At 71.8% G+C, this 24023-nt stretch carries 21 protein-coding genes; all 21 read left to right on the forward strand.

Annotated features, from left to right (window positions below; all coding sequences use genetic code 11):
- Positions 1-28 precede the first annotated feature (28 nt).
- Positions 29-1003 (forward strand): 2,3-diaminopropionate biosynthesis protein SbnA, encoded by a 975-nt coding sequence (sbnA, locus tag OG714_RS13105; protein WP_406120715.1) that lies wholly within the window; start codon positions 29-31, stop codon positions 1001-1003.
- Positions 1004-1092: 89 nt separating this feature from the next.
- Positions 1093-2727: an acyl-CoA dehydrogenase family protein gene (locus OG714_RS13110; RefSeq protein ID WP_406120717.1), complete on the forward strand. Its 1635-nt coding sequence runs from the start codon at positions 1093-1095 to the stop codon at positions 2725-2727.
- Between the two features lie 206 nt (positions 2728-2933).
- Positions 2934-4223 (forward strand): GAF domain-containing protein, encoded by a 1290-nt coding sequence (locus OG714_RS13115; RefSeq protein WP_406120718.1) that lies wholly within the window; start codon positions 2934-2936, stop codon positions 4221-4223.
- 245 nt (positions 4224-4468) lie between these two features.
- Positions 4469-5728 carry a hypothetical protein gene (locus OG714_RS13120; protein ID WP_406120720.1) on the forward strand — a complete coding sequence of 420 codons (1260 nt, stop codon included), beginning with the start codon at positions 4469-4471 and terminating at the stop codon, positions 5726-5728.
- A 45-nt stretch (positions 5729-5773) separates the two neighbouring features.
- On the forward strand, positions 5774-6346 hold the full coding sequence (locus OG714_RS13125) for a GNAT family N-acetyltransferase (protein ID WP_406120722.1): 573 nt from the start codon (positions 5774-5776) through the stop codon (positions 6344-6346).
- A gap of 127 nt (positions 6347-6473) precedes the next feature.
- Positions 6474-6557, forward strand: coding sequence for a putative leader peptide (locus OG714_RS13130; protein WP_309500612.1), 84 nt, complete (start codon positions 6474-6476; stop codon positions 6555-6557).
- A gap of 129 nt (positions 6558-6686) precedes the next feature.
- Positions 6687-8384, forward strand: coding sequence for a nitrite/sulfite reductase (locus OG714_RS13135; RefSeq protein ID WP_406120723.1), 1698 nt, complete (start codon positions 6687-6689; stop codon positions 8382-8384).
- Positions 8381-8560, forward strand: a complete 180-nt coding sequence (locus OG714_RS13140) for a hypothetical protein (protein WP_328677244.1) — start codon at positions 8381-8383, stop codon at positions 8558-8560. Before OG714_RS13135 ends, OG714_RS13140 begins: the two co-directional genes overlap by 4 nt.
- The gene (locus tag OG714_RS13145) at positions 8557-9267 is read left to right on the forward strand and encodes a phosphoadenylyl-sulfate reductase (protein WP_365303642.1); all 711 of its coding nucleotides are present in this window, start codon (positions 8557-8559) and stop codon (positions 9265-9267) included. The genes OG714_RS13140 and OG714_RS13145 overlap by 4 nt, the downstream gene beginning before the upstream one ends.
- 23 nt (positions 9268-9290) lie before the next feature.
- Positions 9291-9875, forward strand: a complete 585-nt coding sequence (cysC, locus tag OG714_RS13150; protein WP_406120725.1) for an adenylyl-sulfate kinase — start codon at positions 9291-9293, stop codon at positions 9873-9875.
- A complete protein-coding gene (cysD, locus tag OG714_RS13155; protein ID WP_406120727.1) occupies positions 9872-10810 on the forward strand; it encodes a sulfate adenylyltransferase subunit CysD in 939 nt (312 codons plus the stop codon). The genes cysC and cysD overlap by 4 nt, the downstream gene beginning before the upstream one ends.
- Positions 10811-10812: 2 nt before the next feature.
- Positions 10813-12147 (forward strand): sulfate adenylyltransferase subunit 1, encoded by a 1335-nt coding sequence (locus OG714_RS13160; RefSeq protein WP_406120729.1) that lies wholly within the window; start codon positions 10813-10815, stop codon positions 12145-12147.
- A 235-nt stretch (positions 12148-12382) separates the two neighbouring features.
- Positions 12383-13495, forward strand: a complete 1113-nt coding sequence (locus OG714_RS13165) for an aliphatic sulfonate ABC transporter substrate-binding protein (RefSeq protein ID WP_406120731.1) — start codon at positions 12383-12385, stop codon at positions 13493-13495.
- A gap of 37 nt (positions 13496-13532) precedes the next feature.
- Positions 13533-14315: an ABC transporter ATP-binding protein gene (locus tag OG714_RS13170; protein ID WP_406131805.1), complete on the forward strand. Its 783-nt coding sequence runs from the start codon at positions 13533-13535 to the stop codon at positions 14313-14315.
- Positions 14302-15210 carry an ABC transporter permease gene (locus tag OG714_RS13175; RefSeq protein ID WP_406120733.1) on the forward strand — a complete coding sequence of 303 codons (909 nt, stop codon included), beginning with the start codon at positions 14302-14304 and terminating at the stop codon, positions 15208-15210. The genes OG714_RS13170 and OG714_RS13175 overlap by 14 nt, the downstream gene beginning before the upstream one ends.
- Before the next feature lie 10 nt (positions 15211-15220).
- The gene (locus OG714_RS13180) at positions 15221-15964 is read left to right on the forward strand and encodes a sirohydrochlorin chelatase (RefSeq protein WP_406120735.1); all 744 of its coding nucleotides are present in this window, start codon (positions 15221-15223) and stop codon (positions 15962-15964) included.
- Between the two features lie 181 nt (positions 15965-16145).
- Positions 16146-18314 (forward strand): hypothetical protein, encoded by a 2169-nt coding sequence (locus OG714_RS13185; RefSeq protein ID WP_406120737.1) that lies wholly within the window; start codon positions 16146-16148, stop codon positions 18312-18314.
- Positions 18315-18317: 3 nt separating this feature from the next.
- A complete protein-coding gene (locus tag OG714_RS13190) occupies positions 18318-19571 on the forward strand; it encodes a hypothetical protein (protein ID WP_406120739.1) in 1254 nt (417 codons plus the stop codon).
- Positions 19568-22276, forward strand: coding sequence for a GTPase-associated protein 1-related protein (locus OG714_RS13195; RefSeq protein ID WP_406120741.1), 2709 nt, complete (start codon positions 19568-19570; stop codon positions 22274-22276). The genes OG714_RS13190 and OG714_RS13195 overlap by 4 nt, the downstream gene beginning before the upstream one ends.
- The gene (locus tag OG714_RS13200; protein ID WP_406120743.1) at positions 22273-23880 is read left to right on the forward strand and encodes a hypothetical protein; all 1608 of its coding nucleotides are present in this window, start codon (positions 22273-22275) and stop codon (positions 23878-23880) included. The genes OG714_RS13195 and OG714_RS13200 overlap by 4 nt, the downstream gene beginning before the upstream one ends.
- Positions 23877-24002: a hypothetical protein gene (locus OG714_RS13205; RefSeq protein WP_406120745.1), complete on the forward strand. Its 126-nt coding sequence runs from the start codon at positions 23877-23879 to the stop codon at positions 24000-24002. Before OG714_RS13200 ends, OG714_RS13205 begins: the two co-directional genes overlap by 4 nt.
- Positions 24003-24023 lie beyond the last annotated feature (21 nt).

Genomic DNA, 24023 nt, shown 5'->3' on the forward strand with positions numbered 1-24023 from the left:
GATCGTGGCGCACCACTAGGGGGAAAACATGGCTGTTATTTCCGATCCCGCGGAGTTCAACGAGGACGACCTCTTCGTCGACCTGCGGGCAGCGCTGGAACTGCCGCTCTATCTGAAGTGCGAGGGGTTCAACTTCGCCGGCTCGGTGAAACTGAAGGCCGCCACCGAGATGGTGGACGCCGCCGAGCGGGCCGGCATCCTGCGGCCCGGCTCGGTGCTGGTCGAGTCGTCGTCCGGCAACCTGGGGGTGGCGCTGAGCGTGCTCGCGGCGAGCCGCGGCTACGGGTTTCTCTGCATCACCGACAGACGGTGCAACGTACCGACGGTGCAGCTGATGGAGGCGCTCGGCAGCCGGGTCCACGTCATCGACCAACCCGACGCGCACGGCGGTTTCCTGGGCGCCAGGATCGCGTACGTGCGGGCGCTGTGCGCCTCCGACGACCGGTACGTGTGGCTCAACCAGTACACGAACCAAGGGAACTGGCGGGCGCACTACCGCACCACGGCACCCGCCATCGCCCGCCGGTTCCCGCAGCTGGACGTGCTGTTCGTCGGCGCCGGCACCACCGGGACGCTGATGGGCTGCGCGCGCTGGTTCTGGCAGTGGCGGCGCCGGGTGCGGATCGTCGCCGTGGACGCCGTCGGCTCGGTCACCTTCGGCGGGGAGGCGAGGCCCCGGATGATCCCCGGGCTCGGCACCAGCGTGGGGGCGGCCTTCCTCGACACGTCGTACATCGACGACGTGATCCATGTCGAGGAGCCGGACACCGTGCAGGCCTGCCGTCGGCTGGCCGCGCGGGGCTTCCTGTTCGGCGGGTCCACCGGCACGGTCGTCAGCGGGGCCGAGCAGTGGCTCGCCCGCAACGGCCGGCACGGCACCACGGCCGTGGCGATCGCCCCTGACCTGGGCGAACGCTATCTGGACACCGTCTACCGCACCGGCTGGCTGGAGGAGGAGGCGCCCGAGACCGCGATGCTGGCGGCCATGTCCCGCTCGGCCTGACGGCTGCGGCGGTTGTGCCAGGGTGGAGATCCACCGCACCGCAGGGTGGAGATCCAGACCACCGCCGTCCCCACGGGTAGGTTCCAGCCATGGCACGCACCACCCACACCGTGACGAACCAGACTCCCCCGCTGGTCGGTCACGACGTCTTCACCGCCGACCGTGTCCTGACGGCGGCGGTGGAGCGGCACACGGCTCCCGGACTGCTGGACGAGGTCCGCGACGACCTGTCCGCGCTGGGCCGCGCCGCCGGCTCGGCCCAGGTCCAGGAGTGGGGTGCGCAGGCCAACGACAACCCCCCGGGTCTGCGCACCCACGACCGCTACGGCCACCGGATCGACGAGGTCGAGTTCCATCCGGCCTGGCACCGGCTGCTCGGCAAGGGAGTGGCGGCCGGGCTGACCGCCGCCTGGAACCGCCCGGCGGGACATGTCCGCCGGGCCGCCGGGCTGCTGGTCTGGACCCAGGTCGAGGCGGGCAACGTCTGCCCGCTGTCGATGACCCACGCGGCGGTGCCCGCGCTGCGTGCCGACCCCGCGCTCGCCGCCGAGTGGGAGCCCCGGCTGACGTCCATGGTCTACGACCGTGAGCTGCGGCCCGCCCACCTCAAGGCCGGGGTGGTCTTCGGGATGGGCATGACGGAGAAGCAGGGCGGCAGCGACGTCCGCGCGAACACGACGGCCGCGCACCCGCTCGCCGAGGACGGGACGTACGAGCTGACCGGCCACAAGTGGTTCTGCTCGGCGCCCATGTCCGACGGTTTCCTGGTGCTGGCGCGGGCTCCGGGCGGGCTGACCTGTTTCCTGGTGCCCCGGGTGCTGGCGGACGGCACCCGCAACGTGTTCCTCCTCCAGCGGCTCAAGGACAAGCTGGGCAACCGGTCGAACGCCTCCGCCGAGGTCGAGTTCGACGGCACCTGGGCGCGCCGGGTCGGCGACGAGGGGGCCGGGGTGCGGACCATCATCGGGATGGTCGCGGCGACCCGGCTCGACTGTGTGCTCGGCTCGGCCGGTCTGATGCGGCAGGCCGTCGCGCAGGCGGTCCATCACGCCGCCCACCGCGAGGCGTTCGGCGGCAAGCTCCTCGACAAACCGCTGATGCGGAACGTGCTGGCCGACCTCGCCCTGGAGTCGGAGGCGGCCACCACGCTCGCGCTGCGGCTCGCGGCGGCCTACGACGACGGTGGCGAACAGGAGCTGGCGTTCCTGCGGTTGGCGGTACCGGCCGCCAAGTACTGGGTGACCAAGCGCTGTTCGCCGGTCGCGGTCGAGGCGGCGGAGTGCCTGGGCGGCAACGGATACGTCGAGGAGTCCGGACTGCCGCGCCTGGTACGGGAGTCGCCGCTCAACTCGATCTGGGAGGGTGCAGGGAACATCCAGGCCCTCGACGTCCTGCGGGCGTTGCAACGTGAACCGCAGGCCCTCGACGCCTTCTTGGTCGAGGTCGGCCGGGTGCGCGGCGCCGATCACCGGCTGGACGGGGCGATGAAGAACCTGCTCACCGAGTTCGCCGACCTGGAGGGCATCGAGGGCCGCGCCCGGCGCGTGGTCGAGCGGATGGCGCTGGTGCTGCAAGGGGCGCTGCTCGTCCGGTACGCGCCGACGGAGGTCGCCGACGCGTTCTGCGCCTCCAGGCTGGGCGGCGACTGGGGCTCCGCCTTCGGCACCCTGCCGCCGAGCCTGGACCTGACCTCGATCGCGGAACGGGCCCGCCCGGCGGTCTGAACCGCACCGGCACAACGCGAGGGTGGTGCTGCGCCGACACGGCACCACCCTCGCAGCTGGGACAAGTTTCAGACACCGTACGGCTGTTCACCAGGGTTGCAGAGGGTTGCAACTTGGCCGCTTCTGTGTCCGGACTGTCTCCCTCCGTCACCGCGGAGCGGCACTATGAGACCAACAGTCGATAACGGGACCGGAGAGAAGGACCCATGGCGAACCCGCCGGCCGGACTGCCGCAGCGCACCACCCTCGAAGCGGCGCGGACGGCCCGGATGTTGAGCGACGCCCGGCACGCCACGCCCTTCGGACAGCGCGCCCGCACCGCTCCGCGCCCGGTGATCGAGGAGTCCTGGGAGCGCGCGTTACGCGGCGGGACCCGCCCCGACCGTGATCTGCGGACCGGGCTGCTCTCCCGCGAGGAGGTCGAACGGCGGCGCGGCACAAGCCCGTTGAGGCACGTCCTGCCGGTGCTGCGGGAGGGTCTGGTGTCGGTCGCGGACGCCGCCCACCACATCGTGCTGGTCGCCGACGACGAGGGCCGCACGCTGTGGCGGGAGGGCAGCGCCGCCGTACTGCGCAAGGCCGACGAGGTCGGCATCGAGGTCGGCACCGACTGGCGCGAGGACGTCATCGGCACCAACGGCGTGGGCACCCCGGCGGTCGTACGACGGCCCGTGCAGGTCTTCGCCGGCGAGCATCTCTCGCGTGCGCTGGCCGCGTTCACCTGCGCGGGCGCCCCGATCACCGATCCCAGGGACGGCCGGCTGATCGGGGTCGTCGACGTCAGCGGCCCGCTGGAGACCATGCACCCGGCCACCCTCGCCTGGGTCGACTCGGTGGCCAAGCTCGCCGAGGCCCGGCTGCGCGAGCTGCACATGACCTCGCTGGAGCGGCTGCGCGCGGTGGCGGCGCCGATCCTGCCCCGCATCGGCGGCCGGGCCCTGGTGGTGGACCGGGACGGCTGGACCGCCGCGGTCACCGGGATGCCGTACGTGAAGCGGATCGCGCTGCCCAAGTCGCCCTCCGGAGGCCGCCGTTGGCTGCCGTCGCTCGGGCTGTGCTCCCTGGAGCCGCTGGCCGGGGGCTGGTTGATCCGCGCCGCCGACGAACCGGGGCCCTGCGCGGCCACCCGCATCGCCCTCGACCTGGCACTGCCGCGCCGCTGGTCGGTGACGGTCTCCGGCAGCGCGGGCGCCTGGACCCATGAACTGAGCCCCCGGCACGCCGAATTGCTCTACCTCCTCGCCCTGCACCGCACCGGCCGCAGCGCCGCGGCCCTGGCCGAGGACATGTTCGGCGACCCCGGCCGCACGGTGACGGTGCGTGCCGAGATGTCGCGGGTACGGCGCTATCTCGGGGCGTTCCTGGAGCACCGGCCGTACCGCTTCCGCGAGGACGCGGAGGTCGAGGTGCTGCTGCCGGACGACCCGCGCGAGTTGCTGCCGCACTCGACGGCACCCGGGGTGACCAGGGGCCGGACGTCGGTCCAAGTGCCGTAGCGGGGAAGTCGGTTTATGTGCCGCGGCCCGGCCGGCGGGACCCCGCCGGCGGCGGAGGCGCGGGTCAGGGGCTGCTGCGGACAGGTGGCGCAAAAGGCGCGTCCGGCTGCATCTTCCGCATATTTGCGGGGTCTTAGCCATGAGGGGGCCGTGACTGCCGTAGCATCCCCCTACGGGCCACCCCACCTGCTCCCTGGTCAACGCACGGATCACCAGGCGCAGTTGGCTCGCCTCGGGAGGACACTATGAGTGCACGTGGGCGACATCGCCGGCGCAGGCGGGGCAGGGCGCTGCGCGCCGTGCTGGCCGGGGCCGCGCTCGGCCTCACCGCGGCCGCGACGATGATCAGCGCCTCGCAGGCGACGGTCGGTTCGGATCCCGGGGCGCTGAAGCAGCTCACCTCGGCCTCCGATCTGAGCGCGTTGCAGCTGCGGGAGAGACTGGAGCCACAGCGGTCCCTGGACCGGCTCGCCTCGGCGATGGGCCGCCCGGTGGGCGTCGACACCGTTCTGAAGAGCGCCGACCACACCCTGCGGGACGCCGCGGACTGCACGGCCGACGAGAAGTCGGCGCTGCCCGTCGAACCGGCGGCCACCCGCGCGTACTGCTGGGACAGCGGCGACGCTGCCGACCCGGCCTGGACGCCCCGCGCGGTCACCACCTCGGGCGACGCCGACGAGGACGGCTGGTGGGGCTCGAACCGCGTGATCCTCTCCGGCTGGAGCGCGAACAGCCGCGGCCTGGCCAAGGTCGCCTTCGTGAACGCCGCCGACACCGCGCATCTCACCTACACCTGGGCCCTCCTGACCGTACCGACGGACGGCGGCCGCGACTATCGCGGGCTCGCCTCCAAGGTCTCCGGCATGGTCTGGTACCAGGACAAACTCCTGGTCACCACCACGAGCGGGAACCGTGACGCCCTGTACGTGTACGACATGAACCGCATCCAGCGCACCACGGTGACGGCCTCCGCGGTCGGCCGGGTGCGGGAGGGCTGGTCGGCCGCCGGGTACCGGTACGTGCTGCCCGCGGTCGGGTCGTACCGACTGGCCGGCGGCAAGGAGGCCGTACGGCCCGTGGGTCTCTCGCTGGACCGGAGCACGGTGCCGGACAGTCTGGTCGCGAGCGGGGCGAAGCATCTGTGGCGCTATCCCTTCAGCCGGGATCCCGCGCGTGCGGGGCTGCTCGCCACCGATTCGGCGGGGCGCGCGAGTGCCGAGGAGGCGTACACGACGAAGATCGACGGCGCCGGGGGCGTGCTCGCGATCGGGTCCGCCTGGTACGTGGGCGGCGCGGCCAGGACGGACGGCGACCGGGGCTCGATGTGGCGCCAGGACGAGCACGGCGCCAAGGCCACCGAGTGCGGGGCGGACGAGACGCACCAGTGCTGGAGCCCGCAGACCGACTCCCTCTCCTACTGGCAGGAGACCGGCGAGGTCTGGTCGGTGTCCGGGCGGATGCTGTTCGCACTGCCGCTGAACTCGATCGACAGCTCGCTCGGTTGATCACCTGATCGACAGATCCCCCGGCCGGATGATTCCCTGACGGGCATGACGAACATCCCGGTGACCACCTGGTCCCTGGAGCAGACCGACCCGCACGACCTCCTCCCGGCCATCGCGCCGGACGGGGACGTGCGGATCGCCCGCTCCGAGGTGCCCTCCCCCGAGTTCAGCCGCTTTCTGTACGCGTCCGTGGGCGGGGACATCCTCTGGATCGACCGGCTGCACTGGACGTTCGCGCAGTGGCAGGAGCACCTGGACCGGCCGGGCGTGGAGACCTGGGTCGTGTACGACCGTGGCACGCCCGGCGGGTACCTGGAACTGGAGCCGCAGGACGACGGGGCCGTCGAGATCGTCTACTTCGGCCTGGTCCCCGCCTTCCGCGGCCGCCGCCTCGGCGGCCACCTCCTCTCCTACGGCGCCGCCCGCGCCTGGGACCTCGCGGACCGCTGGCCGGGGCGGACCCCCACGAAGCGGGTCTGGCTGCATACGTGCAGCCTGGACGGTGTGCACGCGATGGACAACTATCAGCGCCGGGGCTTCAAGCTCTTCGACACGCAGGTCGAGGAGATGACGCAGGCGCCCACCCCAGGCCCCTGGCCGGGCGCCTACCGCGTCTGACCTGCGCCGACAAGACGCCGTGCACGCCTTGTGACCGACGACACCCTCGTCTCACATAGCGGGACCATGGTGTCCGCATGGCGGACGAAGCTGGACTGTGTCCAGAATGCCGTGACACGCTTCCGTCATGTCCGGAACTGGAATTGCCTTGGTGAGTCGGCGGCACGTCGACCTCGGCCGCATGTCCAGCGCCATCTGTCCGGCGGGCTAGCCGAGCCGCAGCACCGCCGGATTTCCCCGTATCTGCCTCATACTGCGCAAAGACGCGCGCGTATGCCCGCATGCGCCCGTACACGCAGGTCAGAGCCGATCACCCGCCTGTCCCGGAGGACGTAGAAACATGGCCGCCACCCCCGAGAACCCTGCATCCGCAGCGCCCCGCCGCAAGGTGAGCCGTCACCGCGGTGAGGGTCAGTGGGCCGCCGGACACTTCACCCCCCTCAACGGCAACGAGCAGTTCAAGAAGGACGACGACGGTCTCAATGTGCGGACACGCATTGAGACGATCTACTCCAAGCGCGGCTTCGACTCGATCGACCCGAACGACCTCCGCGGCCGTATGCGCTGGTGGGGGCTGTACACCCAGCGCAAGCCCGGGATCGACGGCGGCAAGACCGCGATCCTGGAGCCGGAGGAGCTGGACGACAAGTACTTCATGCTGCGCGTCCGGATCGACGGCGGCCGGCTGACCACGGACCAGCTGCGGGTGATCGGCGAGATCTCGCAGGAGTTCGCGCGCGGCACGGCCGACCTCACCGACCGGCAGAACGTGCAGTACCACTGGATCCGCATCGAGGACGTGCCCGAGATCTGGAACCGCCTGGAGGCGGTCGGTCTCTCCACCACCGAGGCCTGCGGTGACACGCCCCGCACCATCCTCGGCTCGCCCGTCGCCGGGATTGCCGAGGACGAGATCATCGACGGTTCCTCGGCGATCGACGAGATCCACGCCCGCTACATCGGCACCAAGGAATTCTCCAACCTGCCGCGCAAGTTCAAGACGGCGATCTCCGGCTCCCCGCTCCTCGACGTCGCCCACGAGATCAACGACATCGCGTTCGTCGGCGTGAACCACCCCGAGCACGGCCCCGGTTTCGACCTGTGGGTCGGCGGCGGTCTGTCCACCAACCCGAAGATCGGCGTCCGGCTCGGCGCCTGGGTCCCGCTGGACGAGGTCCCGGACGTCTGGGCCGGCGTGATCGGCATCTTCCGCGACTACGGCTACCGCCGGCTGCGCACCCGCGCCCGCCTGAAGTTCCTCGTCGCCGACTGGGGCCAGGAGAAGTTCCGCCAGGTCCTGGAGGACGAGTACCTCAAGCGCAAGCTCGTCGACGGCCCGGCGCCCGCCCAGCCGGTGGCCCGCTGGCGCGACCACGTCGGCGTCCACCGCCAGCAGGACGGCCTGTTCTACGTCGGTTTCGCACCGCGCGTCGGCCGTGTCGACGGCACCACGCTCACGAAGATCGCCGAACTGGCGCAGGCGCACGGCTCGGGCCGGCTGCGCACGACGGTCGAGCAGAAGATGATCGTGCTCGATGTCGAGGAAGGGCAGATCGATTCCCTGGTGGAGGGCCTGGAGGCACTGGGTCTCACCGCCAAGCCGTCCCCCTTCCGGCGCGGCACCATGGCCTGCACCGGCATCGAGTACTGCAAGCTCGCGATCGTCGAGACGAAGCAGCGCGGCATCACGCTCATCGACGAACTGGAGCGCCGCATCCCGGAGTTCGACGAGCCGATCACCATCAACATCAACGGGTGCCCGAACGCCTGCGCCCGTATCCAGGTCGCGGACATCGGTCTCAAGGGCCAGTTGGTCCTCAACGACCAGGGCGAGCAGGTCGAGGGCTTCCAGGTGCACCTCGGCGGCGCGCTCGGCCTGGAAGCCGGTTTCGGCCGCAAGGTCCGTGGCCTGAAGGTCACTTCGGAGGAACTGCCCGACTACGTCGAGCGGGTCCTCACCCGGTTCCAGGAGGAGCGCGAGGACGGCGAGCGCTTCGCCGCCTGGGCCACGCGTGCCAGCGAGGAGTCCCTCACGTGAGCGAGCGAGCGGCTCCCTTCTACTGCCCCTACTGCGGCGACGAGGACCTGCGTCCCAACGAGCAGGGCCATGGCGCGTGGGAATGCGCGGCATGCAATCGGGCCTTTCAGCTGAAGTTCCTCGGGCTCCTCGCCCGGGGGCTCCGGCAGACCGACGCAGGGGGAGACGAGATATGACGACGACTCAGAAAGCGCGCCCCACCGACGACTTGAAAGCCCTGGCCGAGCAGGCGGGCCGTGACCTGGAGGACGCCTCCGCGCTGGAGATCCTCCAGTGGGCGGTCGCCACCTTCGGCAAACAGTTCTGCGTGACCTCCTCGATGGAGGACGCGGTGGTCGCCCACCTCGCCTCCCGCGCGATGCCCGGCGTCGACGTGGTGTTCCTCGACACCGGCTACCACTTCCCCGAGACCATCGGCACCCGCGACGCCGTCGAGGCCGTGATGGACGTCAACGTCATCACGCTCACCCCGCGCCAGTCCGTCGCCGAGCAGGACGCCGAGTACGGCCCGCAACTCCACGACCGGGACCCGGACTTGTGCTGCAAGCTCCGCAAGGTGCAGCCGCTGGAGCAGGGCCTCACCAAGTACGCGGCCTGGGCGACCGGACTGCGCCGCGACGAGTCCCCGACCCGGGCGAACACCCCGGTCGTCGGCTGGGACGAGAAGCGCCGGAAGGTCAAGGTCTCCCCCATCGCCCGCTGGACCCAGGACGACGTGGACGCGTACGTCGCCGAACACGGCGTCCTCACCAACCCGTTGCTGATGGACGGCTACGCGTCCGTCGGCTGCGCGCCCTGCACCCGCCGGGTCCTGGAGGGCGAGGACGCACGCGCCGGCCGCTGGGCGGGGCGCGGGAAGACCGAGTGCGGGCTGCACGAGTGACCGCGGCCACGCCTTCGACGCGGGTGCCTTCGACACCGACGCATGTGCTTTCTACGGATCAGGAGAACCAAGTGACGACCGGAGCCACCGTCTGGCTCACGGGTCTGCCGAGTGCCGGCAAGACCACCATCGCGTACGAGCTGGCAGACCGGCTGCGCGAGGAGGGCCACCTCGTCGAGGTGCTCGACGGCGACGAGATCCGCGAGTTCATCTCGGCGGGCCTCGGCTTCTCCCGCGAGGACCGGCACACCAACGTGCAGCGCATCGGCTTCCTCGCCGAGCTGCTCGCCCGCAACGGCGTCAAGGCGCTCGTCCCGGTCATCGCCCCGTACACCGACAGCCGCGAGGCCGTCCGCAAGCGGCACCAGGAGAGCGGCGCCGCCTATGTCGAGGTGCATGTGGCGACCCCGGTCGACGTGTGCTCCGTACGCGATGTGAAGGGTCTCTACGCCAAGCAGGCCGCCGGTGAACTGACCGGGCTCACCGGGGTCGACGACCCGTACGAGGAGCCCGAGTCGCCCGACCTGCGGATCGAGTCGCAGCACCAGACCGTGCAGGAGTCGGCGGCGGCTGTCCACGCGCTGCTCACCGAGAGGGGACTGGCATGACGACGACCGTTGCCAAGACCGACGGGGATACGGACACGCCGTACGCCCTCTCGCACCTGGACGCTCTCGAGTCCGAGGCGGTGCACATCTTCCGTGAGGTGGCGGGCGAGTTCGAGCGGCCGGTGATCCTCTTCTCCGGCGGCAAGGACTCGATCGTCATGCTGCACCTGGCGCTGAAGGCGTTCGCGCCCGCGCCGGTGCCCTTCTCGCTCTTGCATGTGGACACCGGACACAACTTCCCCGAAGTCCTTGAGTACCGGGACCGTGTGGTCGCCGCACATGGACTCCGCCTCCATGTGGCCTCCGTACAGGACTACATCGACCGCGGTGTGCTGCGCGAACGCCCCGACGGGACACGCAACCCGCTCCAGACCGTCCCGTTGACCGAGAAGATCCAGAGCGAGAAGTTCGACGCGGTCTTCGGCGGCGGACGCAGGGACGAGGAGAAGGCCCGGGCGAAGGAGCGGGTGTTCTCGCTGCGCGACGAGTTCTCGCAGTGGGACCCGCGCCGGCAGCGGCCCGAGCTGTGGAACCTCTACAACGGCCGGCACGCCCCCGGCGAACACGTCCGCGTGTTCCCCCTCTCCAACTGGACCGAGCTGGACGTCTGGCAGTACATCGCCCGCGAGGGCATCGAACTGCCCCAGATCTACTTCGCGCACGAGCGTGAGGTGTTCGCGCGGGACGGCATGTGGCTGACCGCCGGTGAGTGGGGCGGGCCGAAGGCGGAGGAGACCGTGGAGAAGCGGCTCGTCCGGTACCGGACCGTGGGCGACATGTCGTGCACCGGTGCCGTGGACTCCGACGCGGTGACCCTGGAGCAGGTCATCACCGAGATCGCCGCCTCCCGGCTGACCGAGCGGGGCGCCACGCGCGCCGACGACAAGATGTCCGAGGCCGCGATGGAAGACCGCAAGCGCGAGGGGTACTTCTAGACATGAGCACCATCACGACCGAGGAGCTCTCGGCCACCACGCTGCTGCGGTTCGCCACGGCGGGCTCCGTCGACGACGGCAAGTCCACGCTCGTAGGACGGCTGTTGCACGACTCCAAGTCGGTGCTCACCGACCAGATGGAGGCCGTGCAGCGGGTGTCGGCCGACCGCGGCCAGGACGGTCCCGACCTCGCGCTGCTCACCGACGGTCTGCGGGCCGAGCGGGAGCAGGGCATCACCATCGACGTGGCGTACCGCTACTTCGCCACGCCCCGGCGCCGGTTCATCCTCGCCGACACGCCCGGTCACGTGCAGTACACCCGCAACATGGTGACGGGTGCCTCCACGGCCGAGCTGACGGTGATCCTCGTCGACGCCCGCAACGGTGTCGTCGAGCAGACCCGACGCCACGCGGCGATCGCCGCGCTGCTGCGTGTCCCGCACGTGGTGCTCGCGGTCAACAAGATGGACCTGGTCGAGTACAAGGAGTCCGTGTTCGCCGCGATCGCCGAGGAATTCACCGCGTACGCCAGCGAGTTGGGCGTCCCGGAGATCACCGCGATCCCGATCTCGGCACTGGCCGGGGACAACGTGGTGGACCCGTCCGCGAACATGGACTGGTACGGCGGGCCGACCTTCCTGGAGCACCTGGAGTCGGTGCCGGTCGCCCACGACCTGACCCACTGCCACGCGCGGCTGCCCGTGCAGTACGTGATCCGCCCGCAGAGCGCCGACCTCCCGGACTACCGGGGGTACGCGGGTCAGATCGCGGCCGGTACCTTCCGCGTCGGCGAGGCCGTGACGGTCCTGCCGTCCGGGCGGGCCACGAAGATCTCCGCCATCGACCTGCTCGGCAAGCCGGTCAGGACCGCCTGGACCACACAGTCGGTGACCCTCCTGCTGGAGGACGACATCGACATCTCGCGCGGCGACCTCATCGTGCCCAGCAAGGACGCCCCGGCGACCACGCAGGACATCGAGGCGACCGTCTGCCATGTCGCCGACGCGCCGCTGACCGTGGGCCACCGGGTTCTCCTCAAGCACGGCACCCGCACGGTGAAGGCGATCGTCAAGGACATCCCGTCCCGGCTCACGCTCGACGACCTGTCCCTGCACCCGCATCCGGGACAGCTCGTCGCCAACGACATCGGCCGGGTGAAGATCCGCACCGCGGAGCCGCTGCCGGTCGACTCGTACGCCGACTCTCGGCGCACGGGCTCGTTCATCCTGATCGACCCGGCGGACGGCACCACGCTCACCGCCGGCATGGTCGGCGAGTCGTTCGCGGCGCCGGAGCCGGTCAAGGACCCGTCCGACGACGACGGTTGGGACTTCTGACATGACGTCCATGGACTTCTACTCCACGTTCGCGAAGGAGGGCGGCCGCGTCGGCAGCGGCGCCCTCGGCAGCGGGCAGGGCGGGGTGGCGCGATGTGCGTGCTGACGTACGCGCACCGCTTGCGCGCCCAGTCCCCCCACCCGCCGTCCCGGACGCGACGAAAACGAAGACCTGCCGACCTCCCGGCCACGAGCTGAGACCGTGACCGCCGGGCCAACGAGAGGAACACCTCCCGTGCCTGCCAACCGCTCGACATACCTGCGTCGCGGCATAGCCGTGATCGCCGCGCTCCCTCTGCTCACCCTCGCCGCCTGCGGTTACGGGTCGGACTCCAAGAGCACCAACTCCAAGGAGAAGGTCGCCGCCGGGTCCTCGAAGATCGAGGGCCTCGACACCGTGAAGATCGGCTACTTCGGCAACCTGACCCACGGAACCGCGCTGGTCGGCCGTGAACAGGGCTTCTTCCAGAAGGCGTTGGGCGCCACCAAGGCGTCCTATGCGACCTTCAACGCCGGACCGTCCGAGATCGAGGCGCTCAACTCGAACTCCATCGACATCGGCTGGATCGGCCCCTCCCCGGCGATCAACGGCTACACCAAGTCCGACGGCAAGAGCCTGAAGATCATCGGCGGTTCGGCGTCCGGCGGCGTGAAGCTGGTCGTCAACCCGAAGAAGATCAAGTCCCTGAAGGACGTCAAGGGCAAGAAGATCGCGACGCCTCAGCTGGGCAACACGCAGGACGTGGCGTTCCTCAACTGGATCGCGGACCAGGGCTGGAAGGTCGACGCGCAGAGCGGCAAGGGCGATGTGACCGTCGTCCGCACCGACAACAAGATCACCCCGGACGCCTTCAAGGCCGGTTCGATCGACGGCGCCTGGGTGCCGGAGCCGACCGCGTCGAAGCTGGTCGCCGAGGGCGGCAAGGTGCTGCTCGACGAGTCGACGCTGTGGCCCGACAAGAAGTTCGTGATCACGAACATCATCGTGTCGCAGAAGTTCCTGAAGGCGCACCCGAAGGTCGTCGAGGCCGTCCTGAAGGGCTCGGTCGCGGCCAACAAGTGGATCAACGCCAACCCGACGGAGGCGAAGGCCGCGGCGAACAAGCAGCTGGAGGCCGACTCCGGCAAGGCGCTGCCCGCCAACGTGCTCGACCCGGCGTGGAGTTCGATCCAGTTCACCAACGACCCGCTGGCCGCCACCCTCAGCTCCGAGGCGGAGCACGCGGTGAAGGCCGGTCTGCTGGAGAAGCCCGATCTGAACGGCATCTACGACCTCACGCTGCTCAACAAGGTCCTCAAGGCGGACGGCGACAGCACGGTCGACGCCGCCGGCCTCGGCACGAGCTGACCGAGGGATCCCGATGACTTCCCAGGAGGTGACGACCATGGCCACGACGTTCGCCAAGGAGACCACCGCGTCGGTCGAGTACGCGGCACGCCTTGAGCATGTCTCGAAGTCCTTCGCGACACCGGGTGGGCAGCAGCTCGTCCTGGACGACATCACCATCGATGTCGCGCCCGGCGAGTTCGTCACCCTCCTGGGGGCCTCGGGCTGCGGCAAGTCCACCCTGCTGAACCTGGTGGCGGGCCTCGACAGGCCCAGCACCGGGTCCATCACGACGGACGGCCGCCCCGCGCTGATGTTCCAGGAGCACGCCCTGTTCCCCTGGCTCACCGCGGGCAAGAACATCGAACTCGCCCTGAAACTCAGGGGAGTTCCGAAGGAGGAGCGGCGCGGCAGGACCGAGGAGCTGCTCGAACTGGTCCGGTTGCAGGGCTCGTACGGCAAGCGCGTGCACGAACTGTCCGGCGGTATGCGCCAGCGGGTCGCCATGGCCCGCGCGCTCGCGCAGGAGAGCCGCATCCTGCTGATGGACGAGCCGTTCGCGGCGCTGGACGCCATCACGCGGGACGTCCTGCACGACGAACTGACCCGTATCTGGGGCGAGACGGGACTCTCCGTCCTGTTCGTCACGCACAACGTGCGGGAAGCGGTGCGGCTCGCCCAGCGGGTGATCCTGCTGTCCTCCCGGCCCGGCCGGATCGCCCGCGAGTGGACGGTCGACATCCCGCAGCCGCGCCGCATCGAGGACGCGCCCGTGGCCGAACTGTCCCTTGAGATCACCGATGTACTGCGTGGGGAGATCCGCCGTCATGGCCAGCAGTGAGACGAAGACGACGGACCCGACCGGAGAGGCGGCGGGCACCCTCGGACAGAACATCTCCGTGGAAGCCGGTCTGGACGCCCTGGACCGCGTCGTCACCAGCCGTCCGACCTTCCGGCAGACGTTCGTCAGCAAGATCTTCCCGCCGATCGTCGCCCTCGCGGTGGTCATGGTCGTCTGGTTCGTCCTGACCCCGATCGTCGACGACCCGAGCAAGCTGCCCTCACCGGGCGCCGTGGGAGGCGAGTTCAAGGACGCCTGGCTGAAGGGCGATCTCCTCGGCTACATCTGGACCAGCGTCTCGCGCGGTCTGCTGGGCTTCTTCTTCGCGCTGCTGATCGGCACCCCGCTGGGTCTGGTGGTGGCGCGGGTGAAGTTCATCCGCGCGGCGATCGGCCCGATCCTGTCCGGGCTCCAGTCGCTGCCGTCGGTGGCCTGGGTGCCGCCGGCCGTGATCTGGCTGGGTCTGAACAACTCGATGATGTACACGGTGATCCTGCTCGGCGCGGTCCCCTCGATCGCCAACGGCCTGGTGTCCGGCGTCGACCAGGTGCCGCCGCTGTTCCTGCGGGCGGGCCGCACGATGGGCGCGACCGGCGTCAAGGGCATCTGGCATGTCACGCTGCCGGCGGCGCTCCCCGGCTATGTGGCGGGCCTGAAGCAGGGCTGGGCGTTCTCGTGGCGCTCCCTGATGGCGGCGGAGATCATCGCGAACTTCCCCGATCTCGGCGTGGGTCTGGGCCAGTTGCTGGAGAACGGCCGCACCGCCAGCGACATGGCGATGGTGTTCGAGGCGATCGTCCTGATCCTGTTCGTCGGTATCGCCATCGACCTGCTGCTCTTCAGCCCGGTGGAGCGGTGGGTGCTGCGCAGCCGGGGTCTGCTGGTGAAGAGCTGAGCTGAGTCCCATGCAGCAGAGGCCGGTCCTCCTCGTCATCGCCCACGGCAGCCGTGATCCGCGGCACGCCGCGACCGTCCACGCCCTCGTGCGCCGGGTACGGTCGCGGCGGCCCGGGCTGCGCGTGGAGGTCGGCTTCCTGGATTTCAACACCCCTTCCGTGCAAGGGGTGTTGGAGTCACTCGCGGCGGAGGGCGTGCGGGACGTCATAGCCCTCCCCCTGCTCCTGACCCGCGCGTTCCACGCGAAGGCCGACATCCCCGCGGTCCTGCGGGACGCGCCGCCGCGGCTGCGGATCAGGCAGGCGGAGGTCCTGGGCCCGTCCCCGCTCCTCCTCCACGCCCTCGAACGACGGCTCTACGAGGCCGGGTTGACGCCCGCCGACAGGTCCTCGACCGGGATCGTGCTGGCCTCGGCGGGGTCCACCGACCCGGAGGCGATGGCGGTGATCACGGACATCGCGCGGACGTGGGAGCGTTCCGGCTGGTGCGTCGTGCGGCCCGCGTTCGCCTCCGCCGCCCTTCCGCGCACTCAGGACGCGGTACGTGAGCTGCGCGCGCGGGGGGTGCGCCGGGTGGCCGTCGCCCCGTACGTCATCGCGCCCGGGCGGCTGCCGGACCGTATCGCGGCGGGCGCGGCCGAAGCGGGCGCGGACGTGCTGGCCGATGTGCTCGGCCCCGCCCCGGAACTGGCCGCTCTCCTCCTGGACCGCTACGCGGCCGCGGCGCGCGACCGGTACCCGGCCATGGCCTGACGGTTCCACCGGCCGGCCGGACGGCCCGCGTCACCAGACGTGAGCACCTGAGCCGGGACGCTTCCCGTGAGCCGTATGCACATGGCTGCCCCGACCTGCCCCGATTCCTGAAAAACCGTCTCCCCGGGGCCCCGGATCTGCTGGGATGGTTCCTCGCGGAGCTAGCGGGGGAGCAGTACACGTGGCGGGTCGTGACTTCGGGCATCATCTGGGGCTGCCCCGGGCACTGTCCGGGCTGCCGCTGAGCCCCTTCGTCGCGGCCTACGGCGACCTCGTCGCCGCCCAACACGGCCTGGGCTTACGGCACTTGGGCGAGGTGCTGCTGCCGCCCGGTGTCGGTGGGCTCGGCGTCCTCGACGGGGTGTACGTGCCGTCCGGCGGGCGCGGTCGCCGTCGGGTGGACGTTCCGTTCCTGGAGGACCTCGCCCGCGCCCCGGCCCCGGCCGCCGGACTCGCCGGACTGCTCGCCGAGGCGCAGCGGCGTGATCCGCAGGCGGTCCGCAGGGTCGTGCTGTACCAGCTGATAGGACTGCTTCAGGACCGGCCGGTGAAGGAACGCCCGCACACGGCTGCCCAGTTGGGGGTGCACCCCGACGAGGTCGCCGGGCTCGTGGCGGCGGCCCGCCTGCGGCCCGCCCTCGACCGGCGGGAACGCCAGGCCGCCGAGTCCCTCGCCGGAGCGTGGGAACAGCACCGGCTGCACCGGGTCCGCACCCTGCTGGAACGGCTGCCGCACGGCACCGACGACCCTGCCTTACGGTCGCTGCGGACCGAGTCGGCCGCACGGTTCGCCGTGGTCGACGGGGCGTTGCTCGCGGCGCGGCGGGCCGAGGACGACCGGGACGCGGAAACCGCCGGTGCGGAGTATCTGCGCGCGCTGCGTGAAGTCACCGACGACCGGCGGGCGTTGCGCGGACTGGTGCGGGTGCACCGGCCGCGGGCCGGTGAGCCGGCCGCCCTGGACGCCGAACTCGGCCTGGACCACGTGCGGTTGGCCTGGGACGAGGCGGGCTCGGACGGTGACTGGCGGCTGCTGTGTCTGTACCGCGACGAGCGGGGTGCGCCGACCGTGCGTGAAGTGGCCGCGCGTGACGAGGCGTTGGTGCTCGGGAGTGCCGTCCGCTACGCCGCCCTTCCCCTGCGGGACGGGCTCGTGGACGGCCCGCCCCTCGTCTCGCACCGGCTGCTCGTCACCCCGGAGGTGGAAGGGCTCACCCTGACCGACGGGCCGGAGCGGATCGAGGGCACCTGGAAGCGCCCGCCGGGGGCCGCGGACGTGACGGTCGAGCGCACCGGACCGGACGCCACGGCCGAGCAACTCACCCTCCACGCCGAGGGGTTCACCGCGACGGGCCTGCCGCCCGGCCGCCACACCGTCCGCGTCGTCTGCCACTACCGCTCCCCCGGCCGACAGCCGGTCGCCTCCCCCGGCGTCCGCACCACCCGTACCGTCCACCCCTGGCCCTCTCCCGTACGCACGCTCACCGCCCGACCCGAGGGCGAGACCGTCCGGTTCGCCTGGAGCGGCGCCGAGGACACGGACGTACGGCTGGTGGAGTGGCCCGGTGAGCCCCCGGCCCCCGGCACCGAACTGCACACGCGGGACCTGCCGGCCGGGATCGGCTGGCCCGAGCGGGACGGCGCGCTGTGTCCGCCGCCCGGCGTGAGTGTCCGGGTCGCCGCCGTCGCCGTCCTCGGGGAGCGGGCGCTGGCCGGTCCCGGGGTCGATGTCGAGGTGCTGCGTCCGGTGACCGGGCTCGCCGCGCGGCGGCTGCCGGGCGGCGAGGCGGAGGTCTCCCTGGACTGGCCCGGTGACACCCCTCATCTCAGGGTGAGTTGGGACACCGGTGAGCGCAGTCTCACCGCGCACGCCTACCGGCGGGGCGGGCTGCGGCTGCCGGTGGGGCCGCGGGCCGTACGCGTCCGGGTCGCCGCCGCTCCCCATGTGCCCGGCGCCGTCGTCGTCGTACCGGATTCGGCCGAGGTGCTGCTGCCGCCCGACACGGCCATCGGCTATCAGCTGGTGCGTGCTCCGCGCCGGTTGCTCGGCCGGGGGCGGCCGCCGCTGCTGCGGGTCACGCTGTCCACGCCGGAGGGCGGGGACCACGACGACGCCCCGGAGTTCGTGTGCGTCGCGCGCAGCGGCACACTCCGGCCGCGCAGCGCGGCCGACGGCACGACCCTGTTGCGCATCCCCGGCACCGACCTGCTGCGACTCGGCACGGTGGAGCAGGAGTTGCCGGCCGCGCCCTGCCCGGCGCCGTACACCTTGCGCGGCTTTCTGCTGGGCGAGCACGCGGCCTCGGTACGACTCGAAGAACCCTCCCCCGCGACCCTGGTGGTGCGCTGAGCCATGACGACCGTCATCTGCCCCTACTGCTTCGCCCGTACCTCGGCGGCCAAGCTGCCCTACCGGTGCCTGATGACCCCGAGCGGGGTGCGCGGGGGCACGCCCTGCGGGCCCGAACGGGACGACGTCTGGGCCGGGTTCGTGGGTCCCGGCGTGAATCCGGCGGCCCTGATGCGGGGTCCGGTGTTCGCCCCGGCGCGCGGGATGGCCGCGCTGGCGTCCGGGCTGCGCGGCGGCTCCGGCAGCAGCGTGCCGTGCCCGGACTGCGGGGTGACCACCACGGTCCGCGTCTGCGCTTCCTGCCACAGCGACCTGCCCAGTGACTACTGCGACCAGGACAGCCGCATCATCGCGCTGGTCGGCGCGAAGGCCTCCGGCAAGAGCACCTATGTGTCCGTGCTGGTCAACGAGTTGAACCAGCGGGTCGGGCAGGCCTATCACGCCTCGCTGGCGGCGATGGGGCAGTCCACGCAGCAGCGGGACAGGGAGATGGCGGAGGATCTGTACGAGCGGCTGCGGCTGCCCGACGCGACCCGTCCGGCGGCGCTCGGCTTCAACGACCCGCTGCTGTACCGGCTCAGCGTGCCCCGCCGCAGCAGACTCGGCAACGGCACCCGGCACACCACCCTGGTCTTCTTCGACGCGGCGGGCGAGGACCTCGCGGGCGCCGAGGCCATGGACCGGTACACGCGCTATCTGAGCGCGGCCGACGGCATCGTCCTGCTGGTCGATCCGCTGCAACTCGGTTCCGTGCGCGACCGGTTGCCGCTCCAGGACAGTCCGCCGCTGCCCATGGTGGAGACACCGCCGCAGCAGATCGCCGCCGATCTGGCGGCCCAGTTGCGCGCCCACGGCAAGGGCGGTTCACGCGGCCGGGTGACCACGCCGATCGCGGTGGCCGTGACGAAGACGGACATGCTGAAGCCGCTGCTCGACCCGCACTCGCCGGTGCTGCGCAACGCCCCGCATCCGGAGGGAACGTACGACCAGGACGACCGGCTCGCCGTGCACGAGGAGATCCGGTCCCTGATGGCGGACTGGGACTCGGGGGCGCTGATGCGCCAACTGGAGCTGGACTTCGCGCAGTTGTCGATGTTCGGGCTGTCGGCGCTGGGTGCGCCGCCGCCCGCCGACGCGCCCGCGGACGTACCGAAGTCGGGGCCGCAGCCGGTGCGGGTGGAGGATCCGCTGCTGTGGCTGCTGGCGCTGCGCGGGGTGCTGCCGGTCCGTACCGCCGAGAAGGGGCGAGCCAAGTGACCCTGGCCCAGCTGCACTACACCTCGGCGCCGCCCGGCCCGGACGGCTCGGGCTTCCGGTTCACGGCGGTCAGCGCGGGCGTTCCGCAGGGGCTGCTGCGGGAGGCCGAGCAGCTCATCGGGTACGAGCCGCCGCGCGACTGTCCGGCCCGGCCCGACGCCGAACAGCTCAAGGGCTTCCCGAAGGCCTTCAGCTTCAGCGAACTCGCCGACGGCGGGCGGCTGTTGAGCCGCTCGGTGTACATCGGCGCCGACTACAGCGGGCGGTGGGGCAACTTCCACGCGCACGCCGTCCATCTGCCGTCCGGTACCCGGCTGCCGGACGGTGTGCTGCCCATCACCGCCTGGGAGTCCCCACGTTGGGCGGACGCGACGCCCCCGGACGGCAGGCCCGCGCCGGTCGACCGGATCGAGCCGTCCGGGCTGCTCCGCAAGGACTCGCTGGTCGCGTTCGCGGTGTCCCGGGCCGGGTGGCTCGCGCCGTTCTTCGCCGATCTGCGGGCGGTCGCCGCGGATCCGGGTGCCGGGCAGATCGTGCTCGTGGAGCACGACAGCGCCGACGTGGCCCAGTGGATCGCGCTCGCCTGCGCGGTCCTGCCCCGCGAACAGGCGCACCGGCTCACCTTCACGACGTACACCCGCCGCCCCCAACAGGCCCGCCAGCAGCTCGTCGGCGCGCTGCCGTCGTCCGAGTCGGTCGCCCACGACCACCGCTACCGCGTCCACGACTGCACGGGACAGCAGCAGCCGTCCGGGCCGGTCACGGACACCTGGGCCGAGGTGTGCGCCCGGATCTGGCGCGCGGGCCGGCCCGACCTGTTCCACAACACCCCGGACGACGTGGGCCAGTTGGCGGCCACCGCGCTGATCGCGGGTGTCGGCCTGCGCCCGGACGCCCGTGCGGCGGCGGCCCGTTGGGCGGCCGACAACGCGGGCGCGCTGCCGGACGAGACACTGACGGCGCTGGTCGCGGGGCTGTGCGCGGTACCGCCGGCGGGCTCGGGGGCAGCGGGCTACGAACGGTCCTCGTCGGCCGTCTGGGAGCCGCCGCAGAGCACACAGGCGGCACCGGGCGCCCGGGGTCCGGCGCACGACGAACAGGCGAGGCAGGGCCCCGGAGGCTCGGCGCGCGACGAACACGCCTCGTTGTCCGCCCTGGGTCCGGTCGGCGACGAACAGGCCGCGCTGGCCGCCCTGTTGGTCCGGTTGGACGGTCAGGTGCCGGCCGTCGTGTCGGCGCCGCTCGCCGCGCGCGTACTGGTGTCGGGAGTGCTCGGCAAGGGCCCGCTGCCCATGCTGCGGGCCGGCTCCCTGACCCCGCGCGCCCATGACGACCTGGCCCGCGATCTCGCCCCCGCCCTGCGGGCCGGCCTCGCCGACCCGGCACAACCGCCCGCCGGACGGCCGCTCGCGCTGCTCCGGGTGGCCGATCTGCTCGACATCGACTGCCACGATCAACTCCCCGAGCTCGCGGGGCGGTTGGCGCGGGAGCTGGTGAGCGACCCTTCGGACGGTCCGGCGGGCGCGTCCGAGCCGGACGGTGACCGCGGCCCCCTGCCCACCCCACCGGCACCCGGACAGCCCGCGCCCGAAGCCCGGCACGGCGGTGCCCGTCCCGCCGTGGGCTGCCCGCCCGCGCTGCTCGACGCGGTGCATGCCCACCCCGGGTTGCGGGTGGCGCTGTTCGCGTCGCTCAACGCGCTCGCCGCGGCCGAACCGCCGGCCGTGGCACGGGCGTTGACGGGGTCCGGGCTTCCCGTCGGTCTCCAGCCCGGTTTTCCGCATCTGCGGATGTGTGTGACGCCCGTCGGTCCGGGCGACCGGCTCGCGCGGTTCCGCGAGGTGCACCGCATCGCGGGCGTCTCGCCGCTCGCCGACCCCGCGGTCCTGCGTACCGCCCTGCATCTGACCTGGCCCGGCGAGTTGCCGACCGGCCTGGAGGCGAGCCTGCTGCTGAACGAGCTGGGGTCCGACACCCACCGCGCGGCCGGTACCCGGGACCTGCTGATCGACGCGGCCCTCGCCGCGCCGCCGGACGACCGTGACGTACCGGCGCTCGCGGTCGACCTGCTGCGCTGCTTCAGCACGGAGCTGCGGCCCGGGCAGCGGGCGGCGCTGCTTCTCCTGGAGTTCGCCGGGCTGTTGGGCACCTCGGGTGAGGGCGAGGAGTGGGTCACGAGGGCGCTGAACCTGAAGAACGGTGCCGCCGAGCCGGTGCCGGACACGGTCGTCGACCGGGTCTTCCAGGTCCTCGCGTGGCGGCTCCTCGAAGCGCAGGTGCCGACCACCGAGCTGTACGCCCTCGCTCGTTCGGGTGAATCCCAGCTCCTCGCGGCGTACGAACGGGCGGGCCGCTCGGACCGGGTGGGCGACCGGCTGCGCACTTCACCGGCGTATGTCGCCGCCCGGTTCTCCGACTGGAGCGCGTTCCCCGGAACCCATCCGGCCTGGGACGACATCCGGAACGCCCTGCTCACCAAGGTGCTGCGTCCGGTCGTACGGGCGCTGCCCGCCGAGGACCAGACCGAGGTCGAGACGGTGCTCGGACGCGCGGGCCGGGGCCGGCTCGACGCCTACCGCGCCTGGAACCGGCCCGGCGCCCTGGGGCGTCTCGCGGGACGGCTGTCCGGGCGCGGACGGCGCGCCGACCAGGCCGAGGTGTGGCCCGGAGACGTGGAACCGCCGACCGAGGGAGGCCGCCGATGAGCGCCGCCTCACCGGTGCTGATCCTGGCCGTCTGGACCGGGATCATCGCGGTCGGGCTGTGCCTGGGCCGGGTGCTGTGGGCGTTCCTCTGGATCGGCGCGCGGTCCGTGTGGCGCGGCCTCGGACCGTGGCAGCCGGGCCGCACCGACCAGCGGGTCCCGCTCGTCGGCGCGGGCGCGGAACCCGCCCATCTGGGCTACTACTGGCGGCAGTTGTGGGTGGACGCGTGGTCGGCCGCCGGCTACGGCATACGGGTCGTGTGGACGGCGTTCTCCGATCCGTGGCTGAACCGGATCGTACGGAACCTGTTCCTGGGACGTCACTCGTCCGGTATCCGCGGCCGGGCGCCGATCCACCGCTTCTGGTACAGGTTCCTCCTGGCGCCCGGCACCTTCGTGGGCGCCCTGCTCGGCGCGGTCCTCGCCACCGTCCTGCTCGGCGTGTCCCTGATGTTCTTCGGCCTGCTGGTCGGCCTGGTGTGGCTGGGCTGCGCGACGGCGGTCCCGGTGCTGCGCGGAGTGGAACGCGGCTGGGCGCTGACCCGCGGCATCCGCGTCAAGTGCCCCTACCCGGGCTGCTACCGCCCGGTCCCGCTGGCCGTGCACCGCTGCCCTGGCTGCCGCACGTCGCACGGTTCGCTACGGCCCGGACGGTACGGCGTGCTGGGGCACGGCTGTGTGTGCGGGCAGCGGCTGCCCACGACCCGGCTCGCGGGGCGCGGCAAGCTCACCGCGCTGTGCCCGCACTGCGACCGGGTGCTGCCCGCGACGGTCGGCACCACCCGCGTCGTGCACGCCCCGCTCGTCGGCGGCACCTCCTCCGGCAAGACGATGCTGATGGCGGCCATGGTCGAGGGCCTGCATGCCTGGGCCCGGCGCGGCGACCTGAGTGTCGAGTACGCCTCGGCCGACGACCGCCGTACGTTCAACGACCTCAACCAGGAGCTGAACAGCACCGGTTGGGCCCACGCCACGACCGGCGGCCAGCCGCGCGCCCTGATGCTGACGGTGTCCCGCGGCCGACGGCGCCGACTGCTCTATCTCTACGACCCGATGGGCGAGTCGGTGAGCGACGCCGAACGGGTGCGCGCCCAGCAGTACTTGGCGCACACGGACGGCGTCGTCCTGGTCGCCGACGTGCTGGCCGACCTGAAGGTGCGCGGGCGGCTCGGCGCCGAGGACGCCCGACGGGCGGGAGCGGCACGCCCGTCCACGCAGGGCCCGTGGGAGACGTACCAGCGGCTCACCGGCGAGCTCAACGCGCTGACCGGGCGGCGGCGCGGGCGGCTGTCCGTGGCCACCGTCGTCACCAAGCGGGATGTCCTGGACCAGTTGGTCACCCTGCCGGTGCCGGGGGCGCGGGTCGATTCCTGGCTGGCGGAGATCGGCCTCGGCGGACTCGTCCGGGCCCTCGGGCACGACTTCAAGGAGGCCCGCTACTGGGCGGTGAGCGCCCACGCGGCCACCGGCACCGCTCCGCTGGAGAGCGAGCAACGCCGGGCCGCGGAGCCGGTGTTGTGGCTGCTCGCGGCCTCGGGCCTGAAGACCGCGGCACTCAGCGGGGCATCCGCCGCCGAACCGGAGAAGAGGTACACCCCGGCATGACGAAGGTGACCCCGCCCATCGCGCACGGACGCCGGCTGCTGGCGGGCCTGTTCCTGGCCTCCCTGCTGCTCACGGCGGTCACCCTGGCCTACGTGGCCTATCTGTTCCTCCCCATCTCATAGAAAGGACACGGAGTGAGCGAC

This window comes from Streptomyces sp. NBC_00989 (genome assembly GCF_045162655.1).
GTDB lineage: Bacteria > Actinomycetota > Actinomycetes > Streptomycetales > Streptomycetaceae > Streptomyces.